The 22,054-nt window shown below is 53.2% G+C and carries 18 protein-coding genes; 11 read left to right on the forward strand and 7 right to left on the reverse strand.

Features of this window, described 5'->3' with window-relative positions; translation table 11 throughout:
* Positions 1-889 precede the first annotated feature (889 nt).
* Entirely contained in the window at positions 890-1,993 is a 1,104-nt protein-coding gene (locus NST43_RS02135; protein WP_339222254.1) for a slipin family protein, read from the forward strand.
* 96 nt (positions 1,994-2,089) lie between these two features.
* Here the strand turns inward: NST43_RS02135 and msrAB are convergent, their stop codons facing one another.
* The 5 genes from msrAB to NST43_RS02160 form a co-directional block, all read right to left on the reverse strand.
* Positions 2,090-3,643, reverse strand: coding sequence for a bifunctional peptide-methionine (S)-S-oxide reductase MsrA/peptide-methionine (R)-S-oxide reductase MsrB (msrAB, locus tag NST43_RS02140; protein WP_339222255.1), 1,554 nt, complete (start codon positions 3,641-3,643; stop codon positions 2,090-2,092).
* An 18-nt stretch (positions 3,644-3,661) separates the two neighbouring features.
* Positions 3,662-4,378, reverse strand: coding sequence for a cytochrome c biogenesis protein CcdA (locus NST43_RS02145; protein ID WP_076158670.1), 717 nt, complete (start codon positions 4,376-4,378; stop codon positions 3,662-3,664).
* Positions 4,379-4,422: 44 nt separating this feature from the next.
* Entirely contained in the window at positions 4,423-5,463 is a 1,041-nt protein-coding gene (locus tag NST43_RS02150) for an ATP-binding protein (RefSeq protein WP_076158673.1), read from the reverse strand.
* Positions 5,463-6,167 (reverse strand): response regulator transcription factor, encoded by a 705-nt coding sequence (locus NST43_RS02155; RefSeq protein WP_339222257.1) that lies wholly within the window; start codon positions 6,165-6,167, stop codon positions 5,463-5,465. Before NST43_RS02155 ends, NST43_RS02150 begins: the two co-directional genes overlap by 1 nt.
* Positions 6,168-6,242: 75 nt before the next feature.
* Positions 6,243-6,839, reverse strand: a complete 597-nt coding sequence (locus NST43_RS02160; protein WP_339222258.1) for a stalk domain-containing protein — start codon at positions 6,837-6,839, stop codon at positions 6,243-6,245.
* Positions 6,840-7,062: 223 nt separating this feature from the next.
* Here NST43_RS02160 and NST43_RS02165 point away from each other — a divergent pair, with 223 nt between their 5' ends.
* The 4 genes from NST43_RS02165 (at position 7,063) to NST43_RS02180 (ending at position 12,384) form a co-directional block, all read left to right on the forward strand.
* On the forward strand, positions 7,063-8,220 hold the full coding sequence (locus NST43_RS02165; protein ID WP_339222260.1) for a 5-methyltetrahydropteroyltriglutamate--homocysteine methyltransferase: 1,158 nt from the start codon (positions 7,063-7,065) through the stop codon (positions 8,218-8,220).
* A 551-nt stretch (positions 8,221-8,771) separates the two neighbouring features.
* The gene (locus NST43_RS02170; protein WP_339222261.1) at positions 8,772-9,839 is read left to right on the forward strand and encodes an iron-siderophore ABC transporter substrate-binding protein; all 1,068 of its coding nucleotides are present in this window, start codon (positions 8,772-8,774) and stop codon (positions 9,837-9,839) included.
* A gap of 1 nt (position 9,840) precedes the next feature.
* Positions 9,841-10,608, forward strand: coding sequence for a (2Fe-2S)-binding protein (locus NST43_RS02175; RefSeq protein ID WP_339222263.1), 768 nt, complete (start codon positions 9,841-9,843; stop codon positions 10,606-10,608).
* Between the two features lie 51 nt (positions 10,609-10,659).
* Complete coding sequence (locus NST43_RS02180) at positions 10,660-12,384, forward strand: helix-turn-helix domain-containing protein (protein WP_339222265.1); 1,725 nt, start codon at positions 10,660-10,662, stop codon at positions 12,382-12,384.
* Between the two features lie 31 nt (positions 12,385-12,415).
* Here NST43_RS02180 and NST43_RS02185 read toward each other — a convergent pair whose 3' ends face one another.
* The gene (locus NST43_RS02185) at positions 12,416-12,847 is read right to left on the reverse strand and encodes a hypothetical protein (RefSeq protein WP_339225315.1); all 432 of its coding nucleotides are present in this window, start codon (positions 12,845-12,847) and stop codon (positions 12,416-12,418) included.
* Between the two features lie 166 nt (positions 12,848-13,013).
* On the opposite strand from NST43_RS02185, the gene NST43_RS02190 reads away from it, so the two are divergent.
* From NST43_RS02190 to NST43_RS02215, 6 genes are all read left to right on the forward strand, one after another.
* Positions 13,014-14,711: an ABC transporter ATP-binding protein gene (locus NST43_RS02190; protein ID WP_339225317.1), complete on the forward strand. Its 1,698-nt coding sequence runs from the start codon at positions 13,014-13,016 to the stop codon at positions 14,709-14,711.
* Positions 14,708-16,462: an ABC transporter ATP-binding protein gene (locus NST43_RS02195; protein WP_339222267.1), complete on the forward strand. Its 1,755-nt coding sequence runs from the start codon at positions 14,708-14,710 to the stop codon at positions 16,460-16,462. Before NST43_RS02190 ends, NST43_RS02195 begins: the two co-directional genes overlap by 4 nt.
* A 73-nt stretch (positions 16,463-16,535) precedes the next feature.
* Positions 16,536-18,083, forward strand: a complete 1,548-nt coding sequence (locus NST43_RS02200) for a GGDEF domain-containing protein (RefSeq protein ID WP_339222269.1) — start codon at positions 16,536-16,538, stop codon at positions 18,081-18,083.
* 13 nt (positions 18,084-18,096) lie between these two features.
* Positions 18,097-19,011 carry a phosphotransferase gene (locus tag NST43_RS02205; protein ID WP_339222270.1) on the forward strand — a complete coding sequence of 305 codons (915 nt, stop codon included), beginning with the start codon at positions 18,097-18,099 and terminating at the stop codon, positions 19,009-19,011.
* 84 nt (positions 19,012-19,095) lie between these two features.
* A complete protein-coding gene (locus tag NST43_RS02210) occupies positions 19,096-19,833 on the forward strand; it encodes a Fic family protein (protein ID WP_209991964.1) in 738 nt (245 codons plus the stop codon).
* Positions 19,834-19,929: 96 nt separating this feature from the next.
* The gene (locus NST43_RS02215; protein WP_209991963.1) at positions 19,930-21,099 is read left to right on the forward strand and encodes a DUF4317 family protein; all 1,170 of its coding nucleotides are present in this window, start codon (positions 19,930-19,932) and stop codon (positions 21,097-21,099) included.
* An 85-nt stretch (positions 21,100-21,184) separates the two neighbouring features.
* Here NST43_RS02215 and NST43_RS02220 read toward each other — a convergent pair whose 3' ends face one another.
* Positions 21,185-21,787 carry a DUF4304 domain-containing protein gene (locus NST43_RS02220; RefSeq protein WP_209991962.1) on the reverse strand — a complete coding sequence of 201 codons (603 nt, stop codon included), beginning with the start codon at positions 21,785-21,787 and terminating at the stop codon, positions 21,185-21,187.
* Positions 21,788-22,054 lie beyond the last annotated feature (267 nt).

Raw genomic sequence — 22,054 nt, forward strand, 5'->3', positions numbered from 1 at the left:
GCGGCTTCTAAAGGTTATCCATTGAAATAGGACGCTTACCGTTGGCCGGGGTGGCCTGATTCTTTTTGTGGAAAGAGAGAATCAACACAACCAGATAATGAAAAAAGAGAGCCGTGCTCGATACACGACTCTCGGAGCAATATCCACTTTTAAGGGCGGTGGCTTTCGGAATAGCAGTCAAAGAATAGACCGATTCCTTTGGTGAGGGCGGTCTATTTTTTTGTAGTAATTTTTAATACACAAACCAAATCCCCTACCCAAGCTCAAAAGCAGGCCGACACCTGCTCTTGGGCTTTTTCCTGTGCCTCTTAAAATCCCCCCTGGAAATTTTTTCTCCCATCGTAATACTTCCGCCATGTTCGCCCCGCTGGATATCAGCGATGATAGACCCTGTAAGATAACGCCGGGCGCGTTGATCCTACATCCGGTTCTTATCCGGGCGGACGTAACGAGGCGGGGATCTCTGGTGATCCCGCAGTGCCGGCATGTATGTTACGGTATCCTGTACGGTCCGTTGCGGTAAGAGCAGAAAAGGGGTTCGATTCCCCGATCGCCTTCACAGCGACGTTGGTTACACTACTCGATTTCCATCGAGCCACAATTGAAGCACAATCTGAGTAAGGAAACCAATGGACAGAATCCCTGGCGGCTGGTCTAGCGCTACTGTGGCAGGGCTTTGTAATCCGTGGATACCGGCAGCAGGGAAGCTTGCGGAGACTAAGGTAAGGACAGAAGGGAACGAAGGCTGGCTGAAGGTTGGGTCAGCTCAGGTCTCAAGTAGTCCTCCCGGATCTCCCGGCAGATCGGCTGTCTCAAGCGTGATTCCGTCCGGGTCCGCAGCGGGATTCTGTCTTCCATTGGTCCAATCATGAAGGGGGTAATACATACTATGTTGAAGCCAATCACGATTCAAGCGGACCAGCGCGGTCTGCTCTTTCATAAGGGAAGTTATGTGAAGCGCCTGCTGCCGGGAACCTACCGTTATTTCTCCTGGTCGCAGCATACTGTGTTGGTGCTGGATATTGCTAAGCCTTTTAGCGCTGGCGGAAAGGACCTGCAGCTGTTCTTACAGGATGATGAACTCCTGCGGGAGCTTGAGGTGGTCCGGGTACAGGATCATGAGAATGTGCTGCACTATGAGGATGGTCAATTCATGCAGCTGCTGAAGCCGGGGGTGTATGCGTATTGGAATCTGCTGAGGAAGCATACCTTCGTCCACACGGACATCCGTGTGCCGGAGCTGCCCGCCGGAATTGACCGCTCAATCATCGCGAGGCTTACGCCGTATGTACAGAGCTGCGAAATCGCCAGCCACGAGCTGGGGTTCCTGTTCTATGATCATACGCTTCAGCGGGAGCTTACGCCGGGTAAGTATTATTTCTGGAAGGGACCGGTCTCGGTGCTGACCAAGAAGGTCGATCTGAGACAGCAGCAGATGGATCTGCTCGGCCAGGAGATGATGACCGAAGATAAGGTTACGCTGCGCCTGAACTTCGTCTGCCAGTACCGGATCGTAAGTCCGCACCGTGTGCTGGAGATGAAGGATTTCGATGAGCAGATTCACATCCAGCTTCAGCTCCTGCTGCGGGAGTATGTCGGGACGCTGAGATTGGACGATCTGCTGAAGCAGAAGGAGGATGTGGCGACGTTCATCCTCGAACGTATCCGGGAGAAGGAAGAAGAGTTCGGGGTGCGCTTCCTCGGGGCGGGGGTGAAGGATGTGATTCTGCCGGGAGACATGAAGGACATCCTGAACACCGTACTGCTCGCTGAGAAAAAAGCCCAGGCCAATCTGCTCACCCGCCGGGAAGAGACAGCCTCGACACGCAGCCTGCTGAATACGGCGAAGCTGATGGACGAGAACCAGACGCTGTTCCGGCTCAAGGAGCTGGAATTCCTTGAGAAAATATGCGACCGGATCGGTTCTATCTCGGTTACGGGCGGCGGCGATCTGCTGGAGCGGTTAAGCTCGCTCATCGGCGCAAGTAAATAGACAAGAATCGCCCTCCGTACAGCTCAGCTTATGAGCTAATGGAGGGCGATTCTTGTTATATGATAAGCACCTTACATCTGTACGATTCCGCTTAATCTACTCCACCAACCCCGTCAAATACCCGTAATGCTCCCCCTCCATCTGGTCCAGAGGGATGAAGCGGATAGAGGCGCTGTTGATGCAGTAGCGCTTGCCGCCGCGATCTGCGGGACCGTCGTCGAAGACGTGGCCCAGGTGGATGTCGCCGGATTGGCTGCGGACCTCGGTACGTTCCATGCCGAAGCTGGTATCCGTATCATAGGTGACGACCTGCGGGGTAATCGGCTTCGTGAAGCTCGGCCAGCCGCAGCCGGAATCGTATTTATCCTTGCTGGAGAAGAGGGGCTGACCCGTGGCGATATCGACATACAGGCCGGACTCGTAGTTATCCCAATAGTCGTTGCTGAAGGCACGCTCGGTGTCATTATTGACGGCTACCGCGTATTGGTCGGCGGTTAACCGCTCCTTCAGTTCTGCGTCGGAAGGGCGCGGGTATTGGGCCGGATCGATAACCGGCTCTTGCTCATCCAGGATGCTTAAGTCAATGTGGCAATACCCGTTCGGGTTCTTCGCCAAGTAGTCCTGATGATATTCCTCCGCCAGATAGTAGTTCTCCAGAGGAAGGACTTCCGTTACGATCTTCTTGTCATACTTGGTCTGCTCCTGCGCTACAGCCTGCTGGATAACTGCTACATCCTCCGGGGACGCATAGTAGATTCCTGTCCGGTATTGAATGCCCCGGTCATTGCCTTGCTTGTTCAGGCTGGTCGGGTCAACGACCTTGAAGTAAGCTTCCAGGAGCTGCTTCAGGGTGACCTGCTTCGGATCATACTTCACATGCACAGTCTCCGCGAACCCCCGGTCCCCGCGAATAACATCCTCATAGGTCGGATTCTCGCCTGTCCCGTTGGCATAGCCGGAGGTGACGTCCTGAACTCCTTGAATGCGGGCCATATACGCTTCCACGCCCCAGAAGCAACCGCCCGCCAGGTACAGGCTACGCAGATCCTTCTCGGCTATAGCTGCGGTCTTGACCGCTGGAACCGGAGCGGCGGCTGAGGCGGAGCTCATTCCCGCGAAGGTATCCTTAATCTGCTCGTTGGAGGCATGACCCGGGAGGGATTTTACCAGCAGCCCTTCTTCATCGATGTAAAAAGAGCTGGGATATGCCCGTACCTGAAACTCCTTAGCCCATGTCCCGTCTTCATCGAGCAGCACAGTCAGATTGTCATACGACTGCTTGCTGAACCAGTCCGTGAACTCCTTGGCAGATTTCTCGCCTTTGTAGCCGGGAGTTACAATCGATACCACCTGGAAATCCTTCTCCTGTCCGGCCAGCGTATTCAGGTCCTCCAGACCGGCAAGACAGATGGAGCACCAGGAGGCCCAGTATTTTACATAGACCTTTTTGCCTTTCAGATCCTCGAGCTTCATAGGGTCGCCCTTCAGATCATTTAACGCGAATGCGGGTGCTGGCTTCCCTTTGCTCATGGCAGCCGGGGAGTCCATCTTGCCGGATGCTGTATCGGGCTTCGCACCGCATGCGGCCAGGATCGACAGCAGACCGCCAATCACCAGCATATATCCCATCCACTTCCATATCTTTTTCATGCCTGATTCCTCCTCCCGTTATTGAATCCAGCTCACAATCGTATTCAGCTGGTCTGTCATTAGCAGCAGCCCCATGGCGATCAGCATACAGCCGGAGGCGATCTTGATCCCTCCCATGAACCGGTACAAGCGGCGAATCCGCTGCACCAGAACTTCCGAGAAGACGGATAGTATGAGAAAAGGAATCGCCAGACCCAGCGTGTACAGCAGCATGAGGAACCCTCCGTAGGCAGGGGAGCCTTCCCCAGCGGCGATGCTGAGAATGCCCGCAAGTACCGGGCCGATGCACGGCGTCCACCCGAAGCTGAACGTCAGGCCGAGCAGGAAGGCCCCGATATAGCCGCCGCGTGCTGCGCGGGGACTGGACAGCTTTTTTTCCCGTTCCAGCCAGGAGATCTTGATCAGTCCGGTCTGGTAGATTCCGAATAAGATGACAATCGCTCCGCAGACGGCAATGAACCTGGAGCTTGAAATGACACTGCCAAGGATACCGGAGCCGAAGCCCAGGGTAATGAAGACCACAGACAGTCCAAGCACGAATATTAGCGTCCGCAGCATGAATACCGAACGGAACCGCATGGAGCCTGTGTCCACCCCTCCCTGATTCACATTGCCCGCCAGGCTTCCGGACAGATACGAGACATAGACCGGAAGCAGCGGCAGAATACAGGGTGCAAAAAACGATAATACCCCTGCGCCGAAGACGCCGAACAGGAATACAAAATCACCAGCCATCTCTGTCACCACCTATATGAATACTGCTTCTCTAACGCTAAGGCTTACCGGCTGGTGTAGATGGGGACCGTGAACCAGAAGCAGCTTCCAGAACCCTTAGTGCTCTCTACACCAATCTTGCCGCCATGCAGCTCCACAATGGATTGTGCAATGGCAAGACCCAGACCGGCGCCTCCGCTATTCTTACTGCGTGATTTATCTATCCGGTAGAACCGCTCGAAGATCCGTGAGGTCTCTGCCGCATCGATTCCCTGACCCTCATCGCTCACAGCGATCCGCAGGAACGGGCCTTCCTCAGCGGCGGACAGCACGATATGGCCTTCTTCAGGAGAATGTTGAATCGCATTCTGCACAAGATTGGACAGCACCCGCTTGATCTGCGTGGGCATCATCAGGGCCGCGGGCAGCTTATCCGGCAGCTCAATCTCGACCTTCAGCCGCTTCTCCGCCAGATGGAAGGAGAAGCTCTCCAGCGTGCTGATCAGCAGCTCATCTGCATGGCAGGGCTGCGGGTCGAAGGTTCCGCCGCTGGCCTCCAGGCTGGATAGTTCAAAGAGGTCCTGGATCAGCCCCGCCAGCCGCTTCGTCTCCAGCCGGATCGTATTCAGATACCGCTGGAAGGTCTCTTCGTCCTTGATCACATCATCCTCCAGCGCTTCCACGAATGACTGAATGGAGGCAAGGGGGGTCCGCAGATCGTGCGAGACATTCGCGATCAGCTCCCGCCGGGCGGACTCGGACTGGTGGAGATGGTCGAAGCTCTCTTTTAACTTACTGCTCATCTCATTGAATTGCCGGGCCATCAGCTTGAACTCGTGCGGGCCGATAGTGGGAACTTCGGTGTGGAAATCCCCCTTGGCAATCCGTACCGTCTGCTCGGTAATCCGGGCAATGGACTTCTCCACCGGCCGCGTCAGCAGATGCTGAACGATGAAGGAGAACACGCCGATCCCGGCTGTGATGCCGGACAGATAATATAGCTGATCGATGGTCAGCAACATTTTGGAATAACTGACGAATAGACAGATCAACAATACGCCGATCCCCGTGAGACTGGACAACATTAGATACGTACGCAGTTTCATTAGATGCCATCACCCGCAAACTTATAGCCGATTCCCCAGACCGTCTTGATGTATTTCGGGTCGGAGGGAGTCTGTTCGATCTTCTCGCGTAATCTCCTTATATGCACCGTAACGGTAGTCGTATCTCCTTCATAGCTGAAATCCCAGATCTTGCTCAGCATCTGCGTCCGGGAGAACACCTGCCCCGGATGGCTCGCCAGCAGATACAGCATTTCGAATTCGGTCACCGTCAAGTCAATCGCCTGCCCGCTGATCTCCACCGTACGCTTCCCGACATCGATAGTCAGTCCTTCGTACTTGATCGTGTGCTCAGCGGCGGTAGCCGGCGATACCTGAACATATCTCATTCTGCGCAGAATCGCCTGCACCCGCAGTACGAGTTCCCTTGGACTGAAGGGCTTGGTCAGATAATCATCCGCCCCCATCGTCAGCCCCATTAGCCGGTCTTGTTCCTCGCCGCGCGCCGTCAGCATGATGATCGGGAGATCTTCGGTCTGCCGGATCTCGCTGCACACTTCCCAGCCATTCTTATGCGGCATCATGAGGTCGAGCACAATCAGGCTTGGAGACTGGCTGCGCCATAGCTCTAGCGCCTCCAAGCCGTCCTTGGCGGTGGTGACCAGATACCCTTCCCGTTCCAGATATCTGCGGCACACATCGGTAATATTCGGATCATCATCCGCGACCAGCACTCGTTCATTCATCCTAACCCACCCCATATCCGGAAAAATCCATTTGATTCCATCATATCACAGGGTGAGGGTATCGCTCATCCCGTCTTATTTCATGGCCTTGGCAGGCTTCATGTACATGGTCACTACCGTATCCGCCACATAAGTGCTTCCATCGTACAGGGCAGGGGCCATGCTCAGATTAACCGTCTTACCGTCGACCATCATTTTTTTCGACCCGATCATTACCTTGATCATCTTACCCATCGGCTTCATGCCGTCGTCCATCATCTTGCCGTCATCCATCATCTTGCCGTCGTCCATCATCTTGCTGTCGTCCATCATCTTGCCGTCATCCATCATCTTGCCATCATCCATCATCTTGCCGTCATCCATCATCTTGCCGTCGTCCATCATCTTGCCGTCATCCATCATCTTGCCGTCGTCCATCATCTTGCCGTCGTCCATCATCTTGCTGTCGTCCATCATCTTGTCCATGTACATCAGCGATACGGAGCGGTCCTTGCTGTTCCATTCAATGCTGTAGCCGTACATCATGGCGGCCTGTCTTAGGTTCATTAGCTCCATGCCGTCTTTTTTCATCGTCTTGATGCCTGCCGCTGCGCCGGAGATGCCGGACACCGCCAGAGAAAGTACCAATACTGCCGCCATCATGAACCGTTTGCCTGCTTTGCTGTTACCCATGCTTATCACGCTCCATATCTTTTTAGTGGTTTACATGGAACAGCATAAGCGGAAGAGCTTACGATTCTCTAAGCGAAACCTTACGATTGTATTACGGCAGCGAAAAGAACGTATAACTTCTCCCTATAGCCAGATATCAGTTATAAGTGTTACGTCTCTGATCGTACTCCATGCTAGAATTTATACACAAAGACAGAACAGTGGAACTAGAGGAGGGCTAATCATGTGTGATAGATTTCAGATCGTAGGCAGCCTGCTGCGTCCGGCGGAGCTATTAGAATATAAGCAGCAAATCGAACACCGGGACGATATTCAGTATCCTTTTTACGAGGATTTCCAGGGCTATGAGCAGTGTGAGGCGAAGGCGATTCAGTCGGTAGTCGAGCAGGCGAGCGAGAATGGGCTGAGCATTCTGACGGATGGGGAGTACTCCAAGTCGATGTGGCATCTGGACTTTGTCTGGGGCTTCCAGGGCATTGAACGCTATATTGCGCCTCACGGGTATTTCTTCAGAGATATTGACGGCACCTCCAAATACGAGACGCGAAAAGACATCGGTCTGCGCATCACAGGTGAACTCGGCGGGAAGAATCACCACTTCCTTCAGGCGTACCGCCAGCTTCAGGCTCATGCCGGAGACCGGGAGACGAAGCTGTGCGTGCCTTCGCCGTCCCATATCTTCGGAGAGCTGTCCTGGTCGGATAACCTTGGCGGCGAGGGTGCAGTGTACCAGAACCGTGATGAGCTGAAGGCCGGTCTGGTGACGGCGTATAAGGATTTCGTAGGGGAATTCGCAGCCGCTGGCGGTAAGATTCTGCAATTCGACGACTGCCTCTGGGAGCTGTTCGCGGACGATAATCCGAATTCACCTTTTACCGGCGAGAAAATCAACCATGAAGAAGTACAGAGTCTCGCCACAGAGTTCATCGATATTAATAACACCATTATTGATTACGGACATAGCCTGGGGCTGAAAATGTGGACCCATAACTGCCGCGGCAATTATGATTCCCGGAATATGGGCGGCGGCTCTTATGTGAAGATTGCCAACCTGTTCCTGAAGCAGCTGAAGTACGACCGCTTCTTCCTGGAGTGGGATGACGAACGCGCTGGCTCGCTGGAGGCACTTGCTGTGTTCAAGGATAGACCGGAGACGGAAATTGTACTTGGCTTGCTGTCTTCCAAAACCAGTACGCTGGACGATGAGACCCGTGTCCTCCGCATGCTGGATGAGGCGTCCACGATCATTCCGAAGGAGAGATTACTGCTCTCCCACCAATGCGGCTTCGCCTCCTGTGACGGAGGGAATGAGCTGACGGAAGCGGAGCAATGGGCGAAGATTAGACAGGGGCAAAAGATTGCCCAGCAATATTGGGCTTAACTTCATTAATAGGTAGCAACTGTTCTTAAAAGCAAGCCCGCATCTGGCAACAGGATGCGGGCTTGCTGCTGTTTAGGGAATTGAGTAGTCTTTGAATCATTTGAATGAGGAGCAGAGGGAATGTATATGAAAAACCGAATACACTGGGTGCTGCCGCGATAAAGCATCGCCCCATGCTCCACAGCCAGTAACATTTATAGAGAAATCCTGCAGGAAATGCAACAATTCTGCCCCATAGAAGCGGTTTATGCTGAAATCCTGCAAGAAATGCAACAAATCCAGCGCTAACTTGCTCTAAACTCCGAAATTTGTGCAAATAATGCAACATTGTACTTCAGTCAGTATTAGGGTATAGAGGAATCCTGCAAGAAGTGCAACAATTCTTTATACAAGCGGCTGGAAACATACGCTAATAGCAACCCATGTCGCATTTATCCGGCTGCAATGTCGCAAAAGTACATGGAAACAGAGGTGGCAGATCGGCTATACTCGCTGTAACAATTATGATAATGAAAATCATTATCATATAATACATAACAGGGGGAGTCAGCGTGAACAGAGCAACACAGAAACAAGAGGCCGGCAGGAAGAAATTCGCCGCTGGGCAATCAGGATTATTCATGGTATGGATGCTGGCGCTGGTACTGGTACTGACAGCTTGTGGATCTGGAGGGGGAGCTAATGCAGGTACAGCCGCACAGCCCTCTGCGTCAGTGGAGCCGTCTCCATCGCCTGAAGTACAGGCGCAGGCATCACCGGAGGCACAGGCTACAGCAGCCTACCCGGTTACCTTCACACATATCAAGGGTGAATATACGCTGAGCGAGAAGCCGAAGGTGATCGCTGTGCTTGATGTGAAATTCGCCGATCAGCTGATCGCGCTTGGAGAGAAGCCGGCAGGCAGCGTAGTTGCTGGAACAAAGGACGAGTTCCCGGAATATTTGAGTGTTCAAATGGACGGGGTGAAGGTCCTGGGTACACGCGATGAGCCCAATCTGGAGGCGATAGTGGCGCTGAACCCGGACCTGATCTTAATGACCGATTTTCAGGAAGAAGCTTATGAGAGTGTGAGTAAAATTGCGCCTACTATCGTACTGGACTTCTACGAGGATTGGCGGGATACGCTGGCTACCATCGGTACAATCACAGGCAAGCAGGCAGAGGCTGAAGTGGTGAAGAAGGCCTATGAGGACAAAATCACTGGACTGCGGGAGCAGCTGTCAGCGAAGCTGGGCGACGAGACGGTGGCGCTGATTCGTCCGAGACCGGAAGGGATTCGGGTACATGGTCCCGAGCACCGGACCGGAAGCATTCTGTATGAGGATCTCGGATTAAAGGCTCCAGTGTTCGTTCAGGCGATCAAGGATGATACCTCGGTTGAAATATCGATGGAGACTGTCTCTGATATCGGGGCAGATCACTATTTCCTGCTCTCGGATGATCTGTTCGCCAAAGAGGCAGAGACTCTGGCCAGCAGTCCGATCTGGAAATCCCTTGATGCAGTCAAGAATAACCGTGCCTATGACGTAAATTCAACGCTCTGGATCGCGTACTATGGTCCCCTTGCGATCAATATTATTGTAGATCAGGCCTCGGAAGCGCTGCTTGGAGCTCACTGAGATGGACCGCTATCTGTCGTCGGCCCCCTGGAGGGAACTGGCGGAGGATTACCGGATGAGGCTGGGGGAGCCGCCTGCGGGCAGCGTCCGCACCATCGCTCTGAGTGAGCTGCAAGATGAAGCGGTATGCCGCGAATATGTTAGCTGGCTTAAGGAGTATATCGGTGCGCCGGACATGCAGGTTGCGGCTTCCATGCTGGCCAAGCGGATCGGCTATCTGTGGATCGCTCCAATACTGACCGCCATGACCGTTCATAATCGTGAAGTCTTCTTCCCGCTGGACAGAAGCTTCCTCTATCATCCGGCTTCTACAGAAGAGACGACATTCCCATTCCTGGCGCTGGACGGGCTTCAGTCAGCCTCACCACCGGAGGATAGGGCCGTGTGGCGCGAAGCTGTTATTGAGAAGAATTTTGCGGCACGGCTTGCGCCGCTGCTGCAGACGCTTGCCACCGTGGGCCCCGTCTCCATGGCCGTGCTGTGGGAGAATATTATGGTGCGCATTGCCCCGCTGTATGCCCTTGGAGCAGACCCATCCGGCGAAGAAAGGCTGCGGATGCAAGAGGATTTTGTGTATCTGACCCGGACGGCTCCCGGCGCATTGTTCGGCGCAAGACGCAATCCATTCACCCGGTTCACCGAGGGGAATGACGGGGCTCCGGTTGCGAAGAGCAAGCGCATTACCTGTTGCTTTTACTACCGGATGTCCGGGGAATATTGCAGAAAGTGTCCGAAAATTGACAATGAGAATGAATCTCAATTAAAATGACAGCAGGTCTATCCGTTTAGCAAAGGATACTGTTGTCAGGAGATGAGAGAAATGCCGCAACAAGAACAGGCAAGTCTATGGAGTGATACGGCGGTCAAGATGCTTGATGTGCGCAGCGGCACTGTGCCGCCCGGCGGTATGCTGATTGAAACGGAACTGGCGTCTAATCAGCTGCTGCTGGCCATCGGCGGGCAGGGAGGGCTTGTGATGAATGGTGAAGGCTGCCATGTCCAGGCCTCTTTTGCTTGTCATGCTGCCAAGGGATCAGCCTACACTCTGAGTGCGGGATCAGACAACATTCATTATACAGCTATTAGCTACAAGGCCATTCCTGTGGCGGGAGCCGCCCATGTGCTCTTCCCGGAGCGCAATCACCCGCTGCGCACTTCGTTTGTGCATCATTCCGCGCCTCCGGCGGAGCTGCATATGGCGGCGGAGAGAATTGCAGCGAAATGGAGCCGGGGAGAAGGGCTGGAACGGTTCCATGCCAATGCGCTGCTGCAAGGCATGCTCTATGAGCTTATTATGGAGCATGAGCGTGGTCAGGGCGGCAAAGAGCCGGATATAGTGGAGGTTGTTGCCGCCTATATCGCGGGGCATTATCGGCAAGAGCTGGGAATTAAAGAGCTGGCTGCCCTGGCCGGCTGCGGCGTGCGGCAGCTCCAGCGGCGGTTCAAGCAGGAGAAGCGGCTCGGGCCGATGGAATATGTAATCCGGCTGCGGATGGAGAGCGCAGAGCGGATGCTGCGTTACACGGACGCTTCCATCGGCGAGATCGCTGAGCGGACAGGCTACCGCGACATGTATTATTTCAGCAGGGCGTTCAAGAAGCATTATGGAGTCCCCCCGCAGCTCTACAGGCGTACTGCCGCTTCAGCTCCAGCTGCGCTCTCCGCTTCTTCGGGACGGTCAGAGCGATTGGCCTCCCCGCACGAGTCACCACAGAGTCCGGTGATCTTCCATCTGCGGGGCGAGTATCGTGTCACCGCTGCCCCGCAGCGGATCGCCGTGCTTGATGTCCAGTATGCTGACCATTTGCATGCGCTGGGGATATCCCCCGCAGGAAGCGTAGGCTTCGGAAGCGGGGCGTTGAATTTCCCCGCTTATTTCCGGGAGAGACTATTGGAAACGGAAATGCTCGGAACCTATGAGTACCCGGACCTGGAGGCTGTAGAACGGCTGCGCCCGGATCTAATTATCTGCACCGAGGTGCATGCTCCGCACTATGAACGCTTAAGCCAGGTGGCGCCAACGATCATGTTCAAGCGTAATGAGAGCTGGCAGACCATTCTGAAGCTATTCGGCGAACTGACAGGCAGGCAGACGGAGGCGGAACGGATTATTGCCGATTATCTGCGCCGTACGGCATTGCTGTCCGCAGAGCTGGCTCCGGTACTCGCGGGTAAGAGTGTGGCTCTGATCCGTCCGCGCGAGTCCATCGTCCGGGTACATACGGCTTCGCACCGCACAGGCGCTGTACTGTACCGCGACCTTGGTCTGCCTGCTCCGCGATTTGTGGCGGAACCCGCCTCCGACACGGCCTATCATATTTCCGTTGACAGACTGCCGTCTGTGCATGCCAACTACTACTTTTTGCTTAGCAATGAGAGGATGCAGGAGGGAATATCGATGACAGAGCACAGTGTGAGGGGCATGCTAGGTGCAGACCAGCGGCAGCTTATATACCCGGTAGATGCTGCTACCTGGATCGGCTGCTACGGACCAACGGGCATCAACTGCATTTTGGATCAGGTGGCCCAGGCCTTGCTGGCTTGAGCGGACTAGCGGCAGACGGAACGGCTGCCAATCACATCTCCCGATCATACTTGAACCGGTAATAGATGCCGTATCCAATTGTGAACAGGTAGCCGAATACCAGTAACAGCACAACGGTGAGTTCAGTTTCCATTAAGGCGAGAGCCAACATTAAGGCCCCGAACACAAAGATCATCATGTCGTAGGCCTTCGCCTTCGCCCGGGTTGCAATGGCGATATTGCGCTCATCTTGCTTGTTGATCTCCATCTGCTTGGCGATGGCGGGGCTATTCTTCAATGCGCGCCGTCCGATGAGTTCCCCCATCCCGCTGCCGAACAGGCCGGAGCCCAGTCCGATACAGATATAAGGCAGTGTCCGCAGCACCCCCTCAGGCTCATGAACCGTTCTAATGAAGTACAGACTGCCTGCCAGCAGGACTACACCTGCAATAACCAGAAGATAAGCCGAGACGGATTTCTTCATCAATTCTCTTCCTCCTCATAAACCGTGGCCCAACCCAACCCAGCCCAATACACAATGGAAATACTCACTCCCTATGTACGAACGTCTGTGCTACAATACTCATTGTGAATATATGGAAGGCGGTGGGGCAGTGACTCCGAGACAGTGGATCATCAAGTTCATACGGATGCATAAGTGGGTGTTTGTATGCGGTTTCTTTGTGACTACTTTAATGACCCTGGTGAACCTGCTGTATCCGTTCCTGGGCGGACGGCTGATTAATATCGCTTTTTATGACCAGGATCTGAATGCCTTCCTGAAGCTGTGTCTGATCTATGCCGGAATTCTCCTGTTCAATCAGTTCATTGTGGCGACGCTCAATAATCTGATCTCTTCTCAAATAATGACGGGATTCGTGTTCGATATCCGGCGGACGCTATTCCGCAAGATTCTGCATCAGAAGGGGAAGGATCTCTCCGGGATGTACAGCGGCGATCTGATCAGCCGGATGAACCGCGATGCCAAGGACATTATGAACCTCGTCTTCTGGAGCGGACTGTGGGGGTATTCGAATCTGCTGCATATCGTGTTTGCCGTGGGCTTCATGTTCTATTATCATGTCCTGCTGGGCGTGTTCACGGTGGTGCTGGTTCCTGTCGTGTTCATGGCCTCCAGATATTTCAAGCGGAGAGCGCTCCGGGTCAACCGGGATCTGGCGGCAGAGCAGGGCAGGCTGTCCTCGTACTTATTCGAAATTGTGGCAAATCTGCGGGAGATCAAGCTGCTGAATGCCGGGAGGCTGGTAACCCGTACCTATCTTAGGCGGACAGTCTCTATCCATCACAAGAATGTGGACAATGGAAGAATCGAGGTAACGACCGAGCGGGTGAACGCATTTATCATGCTTGCCGCACAGCTACTGCTGTTCATTATCTGCGCCCGGCTCATTGTGAAGGGGCAGATGCAGCTTGGTGTTTTTGTGGCTGCCGCCAGCTATTTCAATATGGCTGTGACTTACTTCAGCTCGATGGGCAGCAAGATTACCGATACTTGGGGGCAGACGGTGTCCTTGCAGCGTGTTGCGGAGCTCCTGAATGAGCAGGAGGAGGACTACAGAGAAGCCCAGATGCCTACACTGATTAAGGAGGGGACGATTGAATTTCGTAATGTCAGCTTCGGATATACGGAGGAGAGGCGGGTACTGGACGGGTTCAATCTCCGTGTCGAGGGAGGAAGCACCGTGGGCATTGCCGGAAGGAGCGGAGCCGGGAAAACAACGCTCGGAAGCCTGATCTGCAACCTGTATCCTGTTGACGGCGGCGAGCTTCTGATCGATGACCGCAACGTGAACGAATATAACCTGCACAGCTTGCGGAGTCAGGTGGGCGTGGTTCATCAGGAGACGGTTCTGTACGATAACACGCTGCGTTATAATCTCTCTTTTACGAATAACCGTGATCAGGACAGTATGCTAATTGAAGCACTTAAGAGAGCTGCGCTGCATGAGCTGGTCCTGAATCTCCCGGACGGGCTGGACACGGTGCTGGGGACTTCCGGGCAGGCATTATCGGGCGGCCAAAAGCAACGTCTGGCTATTGCGCGAATCCTGGTCAAGAATCCGAAAATTCTGGTCTTCGATGAAGCGACTTCGTCCCTCGACAGCAAGAATGAAGCGCTGATCCGGCAGATGACCCGTGAGCTTGCGCAAGACCGGACGCTGATCATCATCGCCCATCGTCTGTCCACGCTTAGAGGCTGTGACAGGATTGCTGTGCTGGAGGATGGCCGGGTCACAGGCTACGATACTCACGATGTGCTGATCAGAAGTAACAAAACGTACATAGATCTATTCAGCGAACAGTGCGCAGGAGGCGAAGCGGTATGACCATGACAAGATGGGCCGCCTATAAGGCGCTGACACAGGGAATTGAAGGGGTCCGTAAGCCGCTGCTGGCGCTCGCGCTGTTCAAACTGTGGAATCTGGTCTGCGGATTGCTTCCGTTATTCCTGTACTCGCTGCTTGTCAATCGCGTGCTGGTGGAGAAGCATCTGAGTGAGCTATGGCCGGTTATCGCGGGTTATCTGGGGGTATTCCTGCTTACGACAGCCGGGATTGCGGTCAGCAAGCGCTACTCCAACCAGCTGCTCCTGAAGTATGACCTGAGGCTTAAGCGCAAACTGCTGAATACAGTGAGCAGCCTGGACTATGAGGAATATAGCGGGTACAGCATTGGTGATCTAAAAAGCCGGATCGAGCAGGATTCAGCCGCCGCCGGACGGTTCTTCACGGTTCATCTGTTAGATTTCAGCTACGCTGTTCTGTATGCTGCTGCGCTGGCTGTGATCCTTGTATGCTATGACTGGCGGATCGCCCTCCTTAGCTTCGTCTTCGTTCCGCTCTCCCTGCTGACCGTGAATATCCTGGGCGAGAAGACGAGGAAGGCGGGGGAGGAGCTATGGAGGCTGCAGAACAGGTACGAATCCTTTTTACATGCGAGTCTGCAGAACTGGAAGGATATTAAGACCAACAATCTGGAGGCTGCCCAGCTAGAGGCATTGAACGGGCATTATGCAGCCATCCGTCCGGTGTGGTTCCGCAGCCAGCTCTATCAGCATCTGGGCGTTACCTATTCGTTCTTCACCAAGAACTTCATTACCCAGCTGTTCATCTATTTCATTGGCGGACTCTTCGTGATTAAAGGCTATTCGGAGGTTGGTGTGCTGCTGGTGTTCATCAGCTTCTACGGGCAGTTCTTCGGGTTCATTGAGACGATCAGCAATGGCTTGATGAATTACAAGAATGATTCGGTGAATATCAGTAAAGTGATCGGACTGTTGCAGGCAGAGGCGGACCAGCGGCCTTACAAACGCATTAGCGGACAAAAGATTGAGGTTCAGAATTTGCAGTTCCGCTATGAGGGGAAGGATGCCTTCGCACTGGACGGGATTTCGTTCTCGGTGGGGAAGGGGGAGCATCTAGCCATCGTAGGGCAGAGCGGCAGCGGCAAGTCTACCCTTGCCAGGCTGCTGACCGGACAGATGAAGCCTCAGGGAGGGAGCGTCAGCATCGGCGGCACGGATCTGCATGCGGTGAACAGCGGGAGTGCGGCGGCCAAGGTCAGCATTGTGGTGCAGGAGCCTGTTCTGTTCAATATGACGATCCGGGAGAACCTGCTGCTGGCGGGGGACGGGGCAACGGAAGCAGAGCTGATAGCCTGCTGCCGCAGCGCCAATATCTATGACTTCATTGCATCCTTGGAGCAGGGGCTGGATACGGTTATCGGGGAGAAGGGGATGAAGCTCTCCGGGGGACAGAAGCAGCGGCTGTCGATTGCCCGGGCGCTGCTGCAGGAGCGGGACATTATTATTTTCGATGAAAGTACAAGCGCCCTGGATTCTGAGAATGAGAGCGACATTAGGAATGAGCTGAAGCGTCTGTCTGCCGGCACAACCATGATCTCAATCGCACACCGCCTCTCTACGATTCAAGACTGTGATAAGGTGCTGGTTCTGCACAATGGTAAGGTGGCAGCCTGCGACACCCATGCTAACCTGCGTGGCCGGAATGAAGCCTATGATCTGCTGTTCCACAGCCAATACGCCGCCTTAAGCCATACGACAGAACTTGTTCATTGACGGCGTCTCCGGCCGGTAATATATTAAAATTAAGATTAACTATGTCCGTGACAGACTGTAGAGGAGAAGAGAAATGAGCCCGACCCATGTGTGGATACCTGTCGTAGTTTATTGGCTGCCGATGCTCTTCTTTTTCTACATGGGAATGGATGTGCTGCTGCGCAACCCGCGGAAGATTGAACATCGTCTGGTAAGCGCTACAATTCTGTGCTATTTCCTGCTGTTCCTGGAGGAGTACATCCGGTATATGCTGCCGATTGAATATAGTCCGTTGCTGGCTGCGGTCTGGTTCGCCAATGCCGGTATTCTCATTCCAGGGCTTGGCTTCCATCTGATTGCCCGGTTAATCGGCTTACATAAGCGGATGCCCCGGCCATGGTACCCCTATCTGTTCCACATATTAACGCTGGCTATTCCGGCGGGACTCATTGGTCAACGCTCCTATACCTCCGTCCAGCTGTTCATGGTATCCGGGGTGTGGAAATGGCCGGTGGCCAATGCAGCCTATTACGGGACCTTGACGGCAAGCCTGCTGCTTAGCTTAGTCCCCATCGTCATGCTGCGAAGTAGGCGCAAGTGGAGTGCCGCCGATCCTGCCTACCAGGAGCATGACGGTATCTTCAAGCTGCTGGAGTATGGCTCCTGGGTGACATTCCTCTGGGTAGCGGTGTTCGGCTATTTCCGCTTCAATGAAGTGCTGCCGCCCTATACATATATCTACGGAGGATTGATCTGGTGCTTCGTGCTGCGGCTGTCCATGCAGCGGTATGAGTTCCTTAATCATGCAGGACAGCGCTACAAAAAGATGTTCCAGATCAATTCACAGGCTGCGCTGCTCGTCTCATTGTCAGGCAGCATTAAGGAAGCGAATCCGAGTGCCGGTAGGATGTTTGGCCGTCTGACTCTGGGGAAGGCTAACCTTACCGAACTGGGCGGTGCAGAGATCGTGGCGAAGCTTAAGGCACAGGACGATATCGGTGAGCTGGAAATGGTTCTGCATAACGGGGATAGTCCGGTCGAGGTGATGATTAACGGGGATTACGTGACCGTGGATCATGAGATTCAGGCTGTGCTGCTCATCCGGGACATCGGGCTGCGCAATCAGCATGTGCGGCAGATTGCCTTCATGGCCTACCATGATCCGCTCACAGGGCTGCCGAACCGCAGGCAATTCTATGATAAGCTGGAGGAGACTCTTGCGGAAGCAGAGCGCAGCGGCGGGGAAGTAGCCATCCTGCTGCTTGATCTCGACCGGTTCAAGCAGGTGAACGACCGCTGGGGTCATGAGGCCGGAGACCAGATGTTATGCAAGGTAGCGGCCATGATCCATCAGCTGGTTCAGCCGGACGGGCTGGCGGCCCGCTTCGGCGGCGACGAATTCGTGCTGTTCTGCCCCTTGGGCCGGGATGGGCTGACCGCCGCAGAGCTGGAGCACCGGCTGCTGGCGGAGGTAGCACAGGCCACGCTGGATTATGAAGGTGAAGAGCTGAAGATCGATATGAGCATCGGCATTAGCCTGTATCCGCAGGACGGAACGGCTCCGGATGCTCTACTGCGCCAAGCCGACAAGCGGATGTATGCGATCAAGCGGGGAGAGGCGGAGGGAAATCATGAGATTTGAGATTAGCGGGAGGATGGATTTAATTGAGGAGACTGTGCGGCAATTCCTGTCTGATAAGGCGAAGGTCCTTGATATAGAAAGCACCCCATTGCATTCGGGCTATCAGGCGGTGGACTTATTCCGGCACAGGATTCTCGTGGAGATTGAAGGCAGACAAGAGTACAGCTCTGTAATTACCAAAATGGCGAATGGAATTGAACGCCGGGTAATGAACCGGTTATTGGATCAGGGGGCTAACGTTCCTTTTAACAGAGCGGGTAATCTGGATTTGGGCCATAGGGCGCTCCTGTGTATTCAGGACGTAGATTATAAGACGAATTATCAGAATCTGGATATCGGGAGGCTTCAGCACAAGGAAATGCAGGCGTTGGCTTATATTCATAACCGTAATCGGGGATTGCAGGAGGAGTTATCCTGGCTCCCCCGGATTAGCCGTGCATACATAGAGACTATAATTGATGGACTTTGGAGACCCGCATGGGAAGAGGCCAAGCACAATGAACGGTTTGTGGAGACCTTCGGGACGTATTTTTCTGAGATCGATGCTGTATCGGGGAAAATAGTGGACGAGCTTGAAGCCGTCTGGAAGGATGAGACCACACACACGCTTATACATAATGACCTGAATCCCGGAAATGTATTGGTACACAATAATGACGACGTTATGTTCATTGACTGGGAAGAAGCGCGGTTCGGCTCCCTGTTTCTGGATATCCCGATGCGGGTTGACCGGTCTCAAGCTGGAGAATACCGTGAAGTGCTGGCTTCGCTTGGATGGGAGCTTCCTGCGGATACGTTCGAGCAGAGGTATAGAGCTGCTTCGCGGTATCTCGGCCTGCGTTATATGACTTGGAGCTTGGGGGCCTGGCTTAAGGACCCTGGTAATGAGGCGGGGCTGCGGCGGTATTTGGATATGGTTGTTGTGTAACCATATGATTTCTCCAAATTAAGAAGTCGATTAAGTGAATACCTGGGCTATACTTAGTGATAGGTAAAGAAAGGAGTGAGCCGCATGGGCTACCCTGAAATTCTGCGCAAAAAGGCCTTATATGATCAGGCTAAAGATCAAATCCCGGACCTTACTGTCCAAAGCTATGTGAAGGCTTTTGAACTTGAGTATACGCATAACTCAACGGCTATAGAGGGCAATACATTAACCCTTCTGGAAACCAAAGTGGTACTGGAGGACGGGATATCCGTAGGCGGGAAAATGCTTCGGGAAATATATGAGGTTATTAATCATAATAAAGCATACCAGTATATTAAGTCCTGCATTAATGATGAAAAACCATTGAATGAAGGGATCATTAAGGATATTCATGCTCTGTTAACTGAGAATATTATGGTAGGTGGCGTATACCGGAATGTAGAGGTTTATATATCCGGAGCAGCGCATACACCTCCAGTACCCAATGAAATGTACCAGCAAGTGAAAAACTTTTATGCCGATTTGGCTGAAAAGAATAACATAGATATTATAGAGCTTGCAGCCTGGACTCATGCTGAATTCGTCCGTATCCATCCATTCGCCGATGGAAATGGCAGAACCTCGCGTCTGATTATGAATTATCAGTTGCTGGCAAATGGCTATCTTCCTATCTCTATTGCCAAAGAAACGCGGCTGGAATATTTCAATGCCCTCGAGGCCTACGCTGTACGCCGGGATTTGAAGCCCTTTGCGGATATGATAGCCTTACTGGAGGAGCAGCAGTTGGACCGCTATCTTGGGATGATCGAGCGGCGGGGATAGATGAATCATTGGATAGTCCAACCCTTCTAGCGAAGGCTTATGCTATCGTTTATACTGATACAACCAATTCATTTCATAGGAGCTGTGTTCCAAGCCATGATTAAGAAAGAAGCCGCACATATACGCAAGCAGTTCAAGATGGACCATGATCAGCTGAATCTGTACGATATTCTGAATGTCTATATTATGAAAGAAACGAATGAAATCTACCACTTCGAACGCCAGCCGTTCGCCATGCTGGAACGCGAGAAGCAGGAGCTGTATATGAGCAACTTCCGGAAGCTGCTGACGGGCGAGCTGGATCAAAAGCTGTTCGAGCTGAAGTTCCTGGAGGAGGCGGAGGAGCCGTCCCAAGTGATGCTGCACCAGGGGCTGATAACCGGTGACCCGGAGGAGTGGCAGGACCTGATGCTCATGCTGGTGGACAAAATGCTGGTGGATGCCAAGTATGAGAAGGATGCGGTCATCACCTTCGTGCGGGGGCAATACTTCCGGCCGACTAAGGCGCGTAATGACGAAGCAGAGCAGACCGGGAAGGACGAGGTATTCGCGCATCCGTTCATTTTGTGCAGCGTGAATTCGACGGAACAGCAGCGTAAGACGCTCTTGTTCGATTATGTGGAGCGGGAGTTCAAATATAATATCATGGTTGATCCGATCATCAAGCTCAGCACGCCAGAGCAAGGTTTTTTCTACCCGAGTGTGACCGACAACTATTCGGATATCAACCGTGTGCTGTACTGCACGGGAAGCGCGAATAATCCGAACCCGCAGTTTATCGAGCAGGTGCTGAATGCGGAGCGGTCGGTGACGGCGCTGGAGGAACGGTCTATTTTTGAAGATATTGTGAAGGAAGTGGCGGGCGAACAGATCGATGTGGCGACGATTGCCCAGGTGTACGAGGAGATTCATCAGGTGATTGAAGACAACGCGGAAGAGGAAGAACCGCCGAGACTCGATTACCGTGATGTGGAGCGTGTGCTGAAGGCCAGCGGCGTGGAGGATGTGACGGCGGAGAAGGTAGAGCGCGCGTTCGAGACCATCGTGGACAATAAGCACTATGAGCTGAAGGCCAGCAGCGTCATCCCGAAGTTCACCTCCAAGTCGATCAAGATCGACACGAAGGTTGCATCCATCACGATCAGCCCGCAGGACCTGAGATATGTGCGGCAGGTGAATTACCAGGGCAAGCGCTGCATCATGATTGAGATTGATGAAGATGCGGTGATTGAAGGATTTACGCTGCTGACAGAGAACTTATCCTAACCTGTACACATGTATATTGAAAAGGGCTATCCCGATGTCTCCTTACGAGAGCGGGAAGCCCTTTTATTTGTGGAGGGTGGGTGCGCTAGGAAGAGCTTCCGTATTTCTCCCAGACCGCTGCATACTTCTTCTCCAAGATCGCCCAGCGCTTCTCGGCGCCGTATTTCGCTTGGAGCTGCTTCAGGTATTGCTCCGCAGTCTCTGTATCCCCTGTATCCAGCAGGAACCCGAAGGTCTCCTCACTTAAATGCAGTGCTATCTTCGGCATATAGTATTCAATAATGGCCCTGGCATCGGTTAGGGTATACATGAATTGGAGCCCCTGATCCAAGTGGAGCAGCAGGTCTGCCGTGAACTTGTCCACATCTACCTCCGGAGTCAGGAAGTAGCGTTCAGGGGCGGCGGGGACGATGTTCCTGATCCGGACATAGAAGTGAGGCAAGCCCAGAGACGAAGCAGGCCTATATTGCGCAAGCTCTTCGGAATTAAGGCTGTAATTCACATAGAAGCTGAGTTCCTTGTGTGTATTGTACTTGAATTTCTGGATATTGATTTTATAGCTGAGTTGGCCTTCTGTTTTGTAGAAATTCAGATCCTTTGTGCGATAACCCCGTTCGGAGAAAAAAGGTTTGACGTCCTGCTTGATGATCTGCGTGAACAATTCCTTCATATTTAATAATTCATTCATAGTAAGTAAATCCTCCTTCACCTGGGTTGATAATAGGCTGCATATTATAACGTGTTGGCTGACAGCTATAATTGTACTATAAACAGAATAACCTCAAATGACTTCATTCTGGGTAAATATAGGATAGGAGGCAGGAAAGGAGAATGAAGGTGAGGTCCAGGAGTATGTCCGTCAGCTAAAAAAGGATGGACAGCTCATTTCCTCCATCAAGCGGGTAGACGTCGGCATACGGATATATCCGTGAAGGAAGCCAAACGGTATGTGGAA

It is taken from the genome of Paenibacillus sp. FSL H8-0332, assembly GCF_037963835.1.
GTDB classification, from domain to species: Bacteria; Bacillota; Bacilli; order Paenibacillales; family Paenibacillaceae; genus Paenibacillus_AQ; species Paenibacillus_AQ rhizoplanae.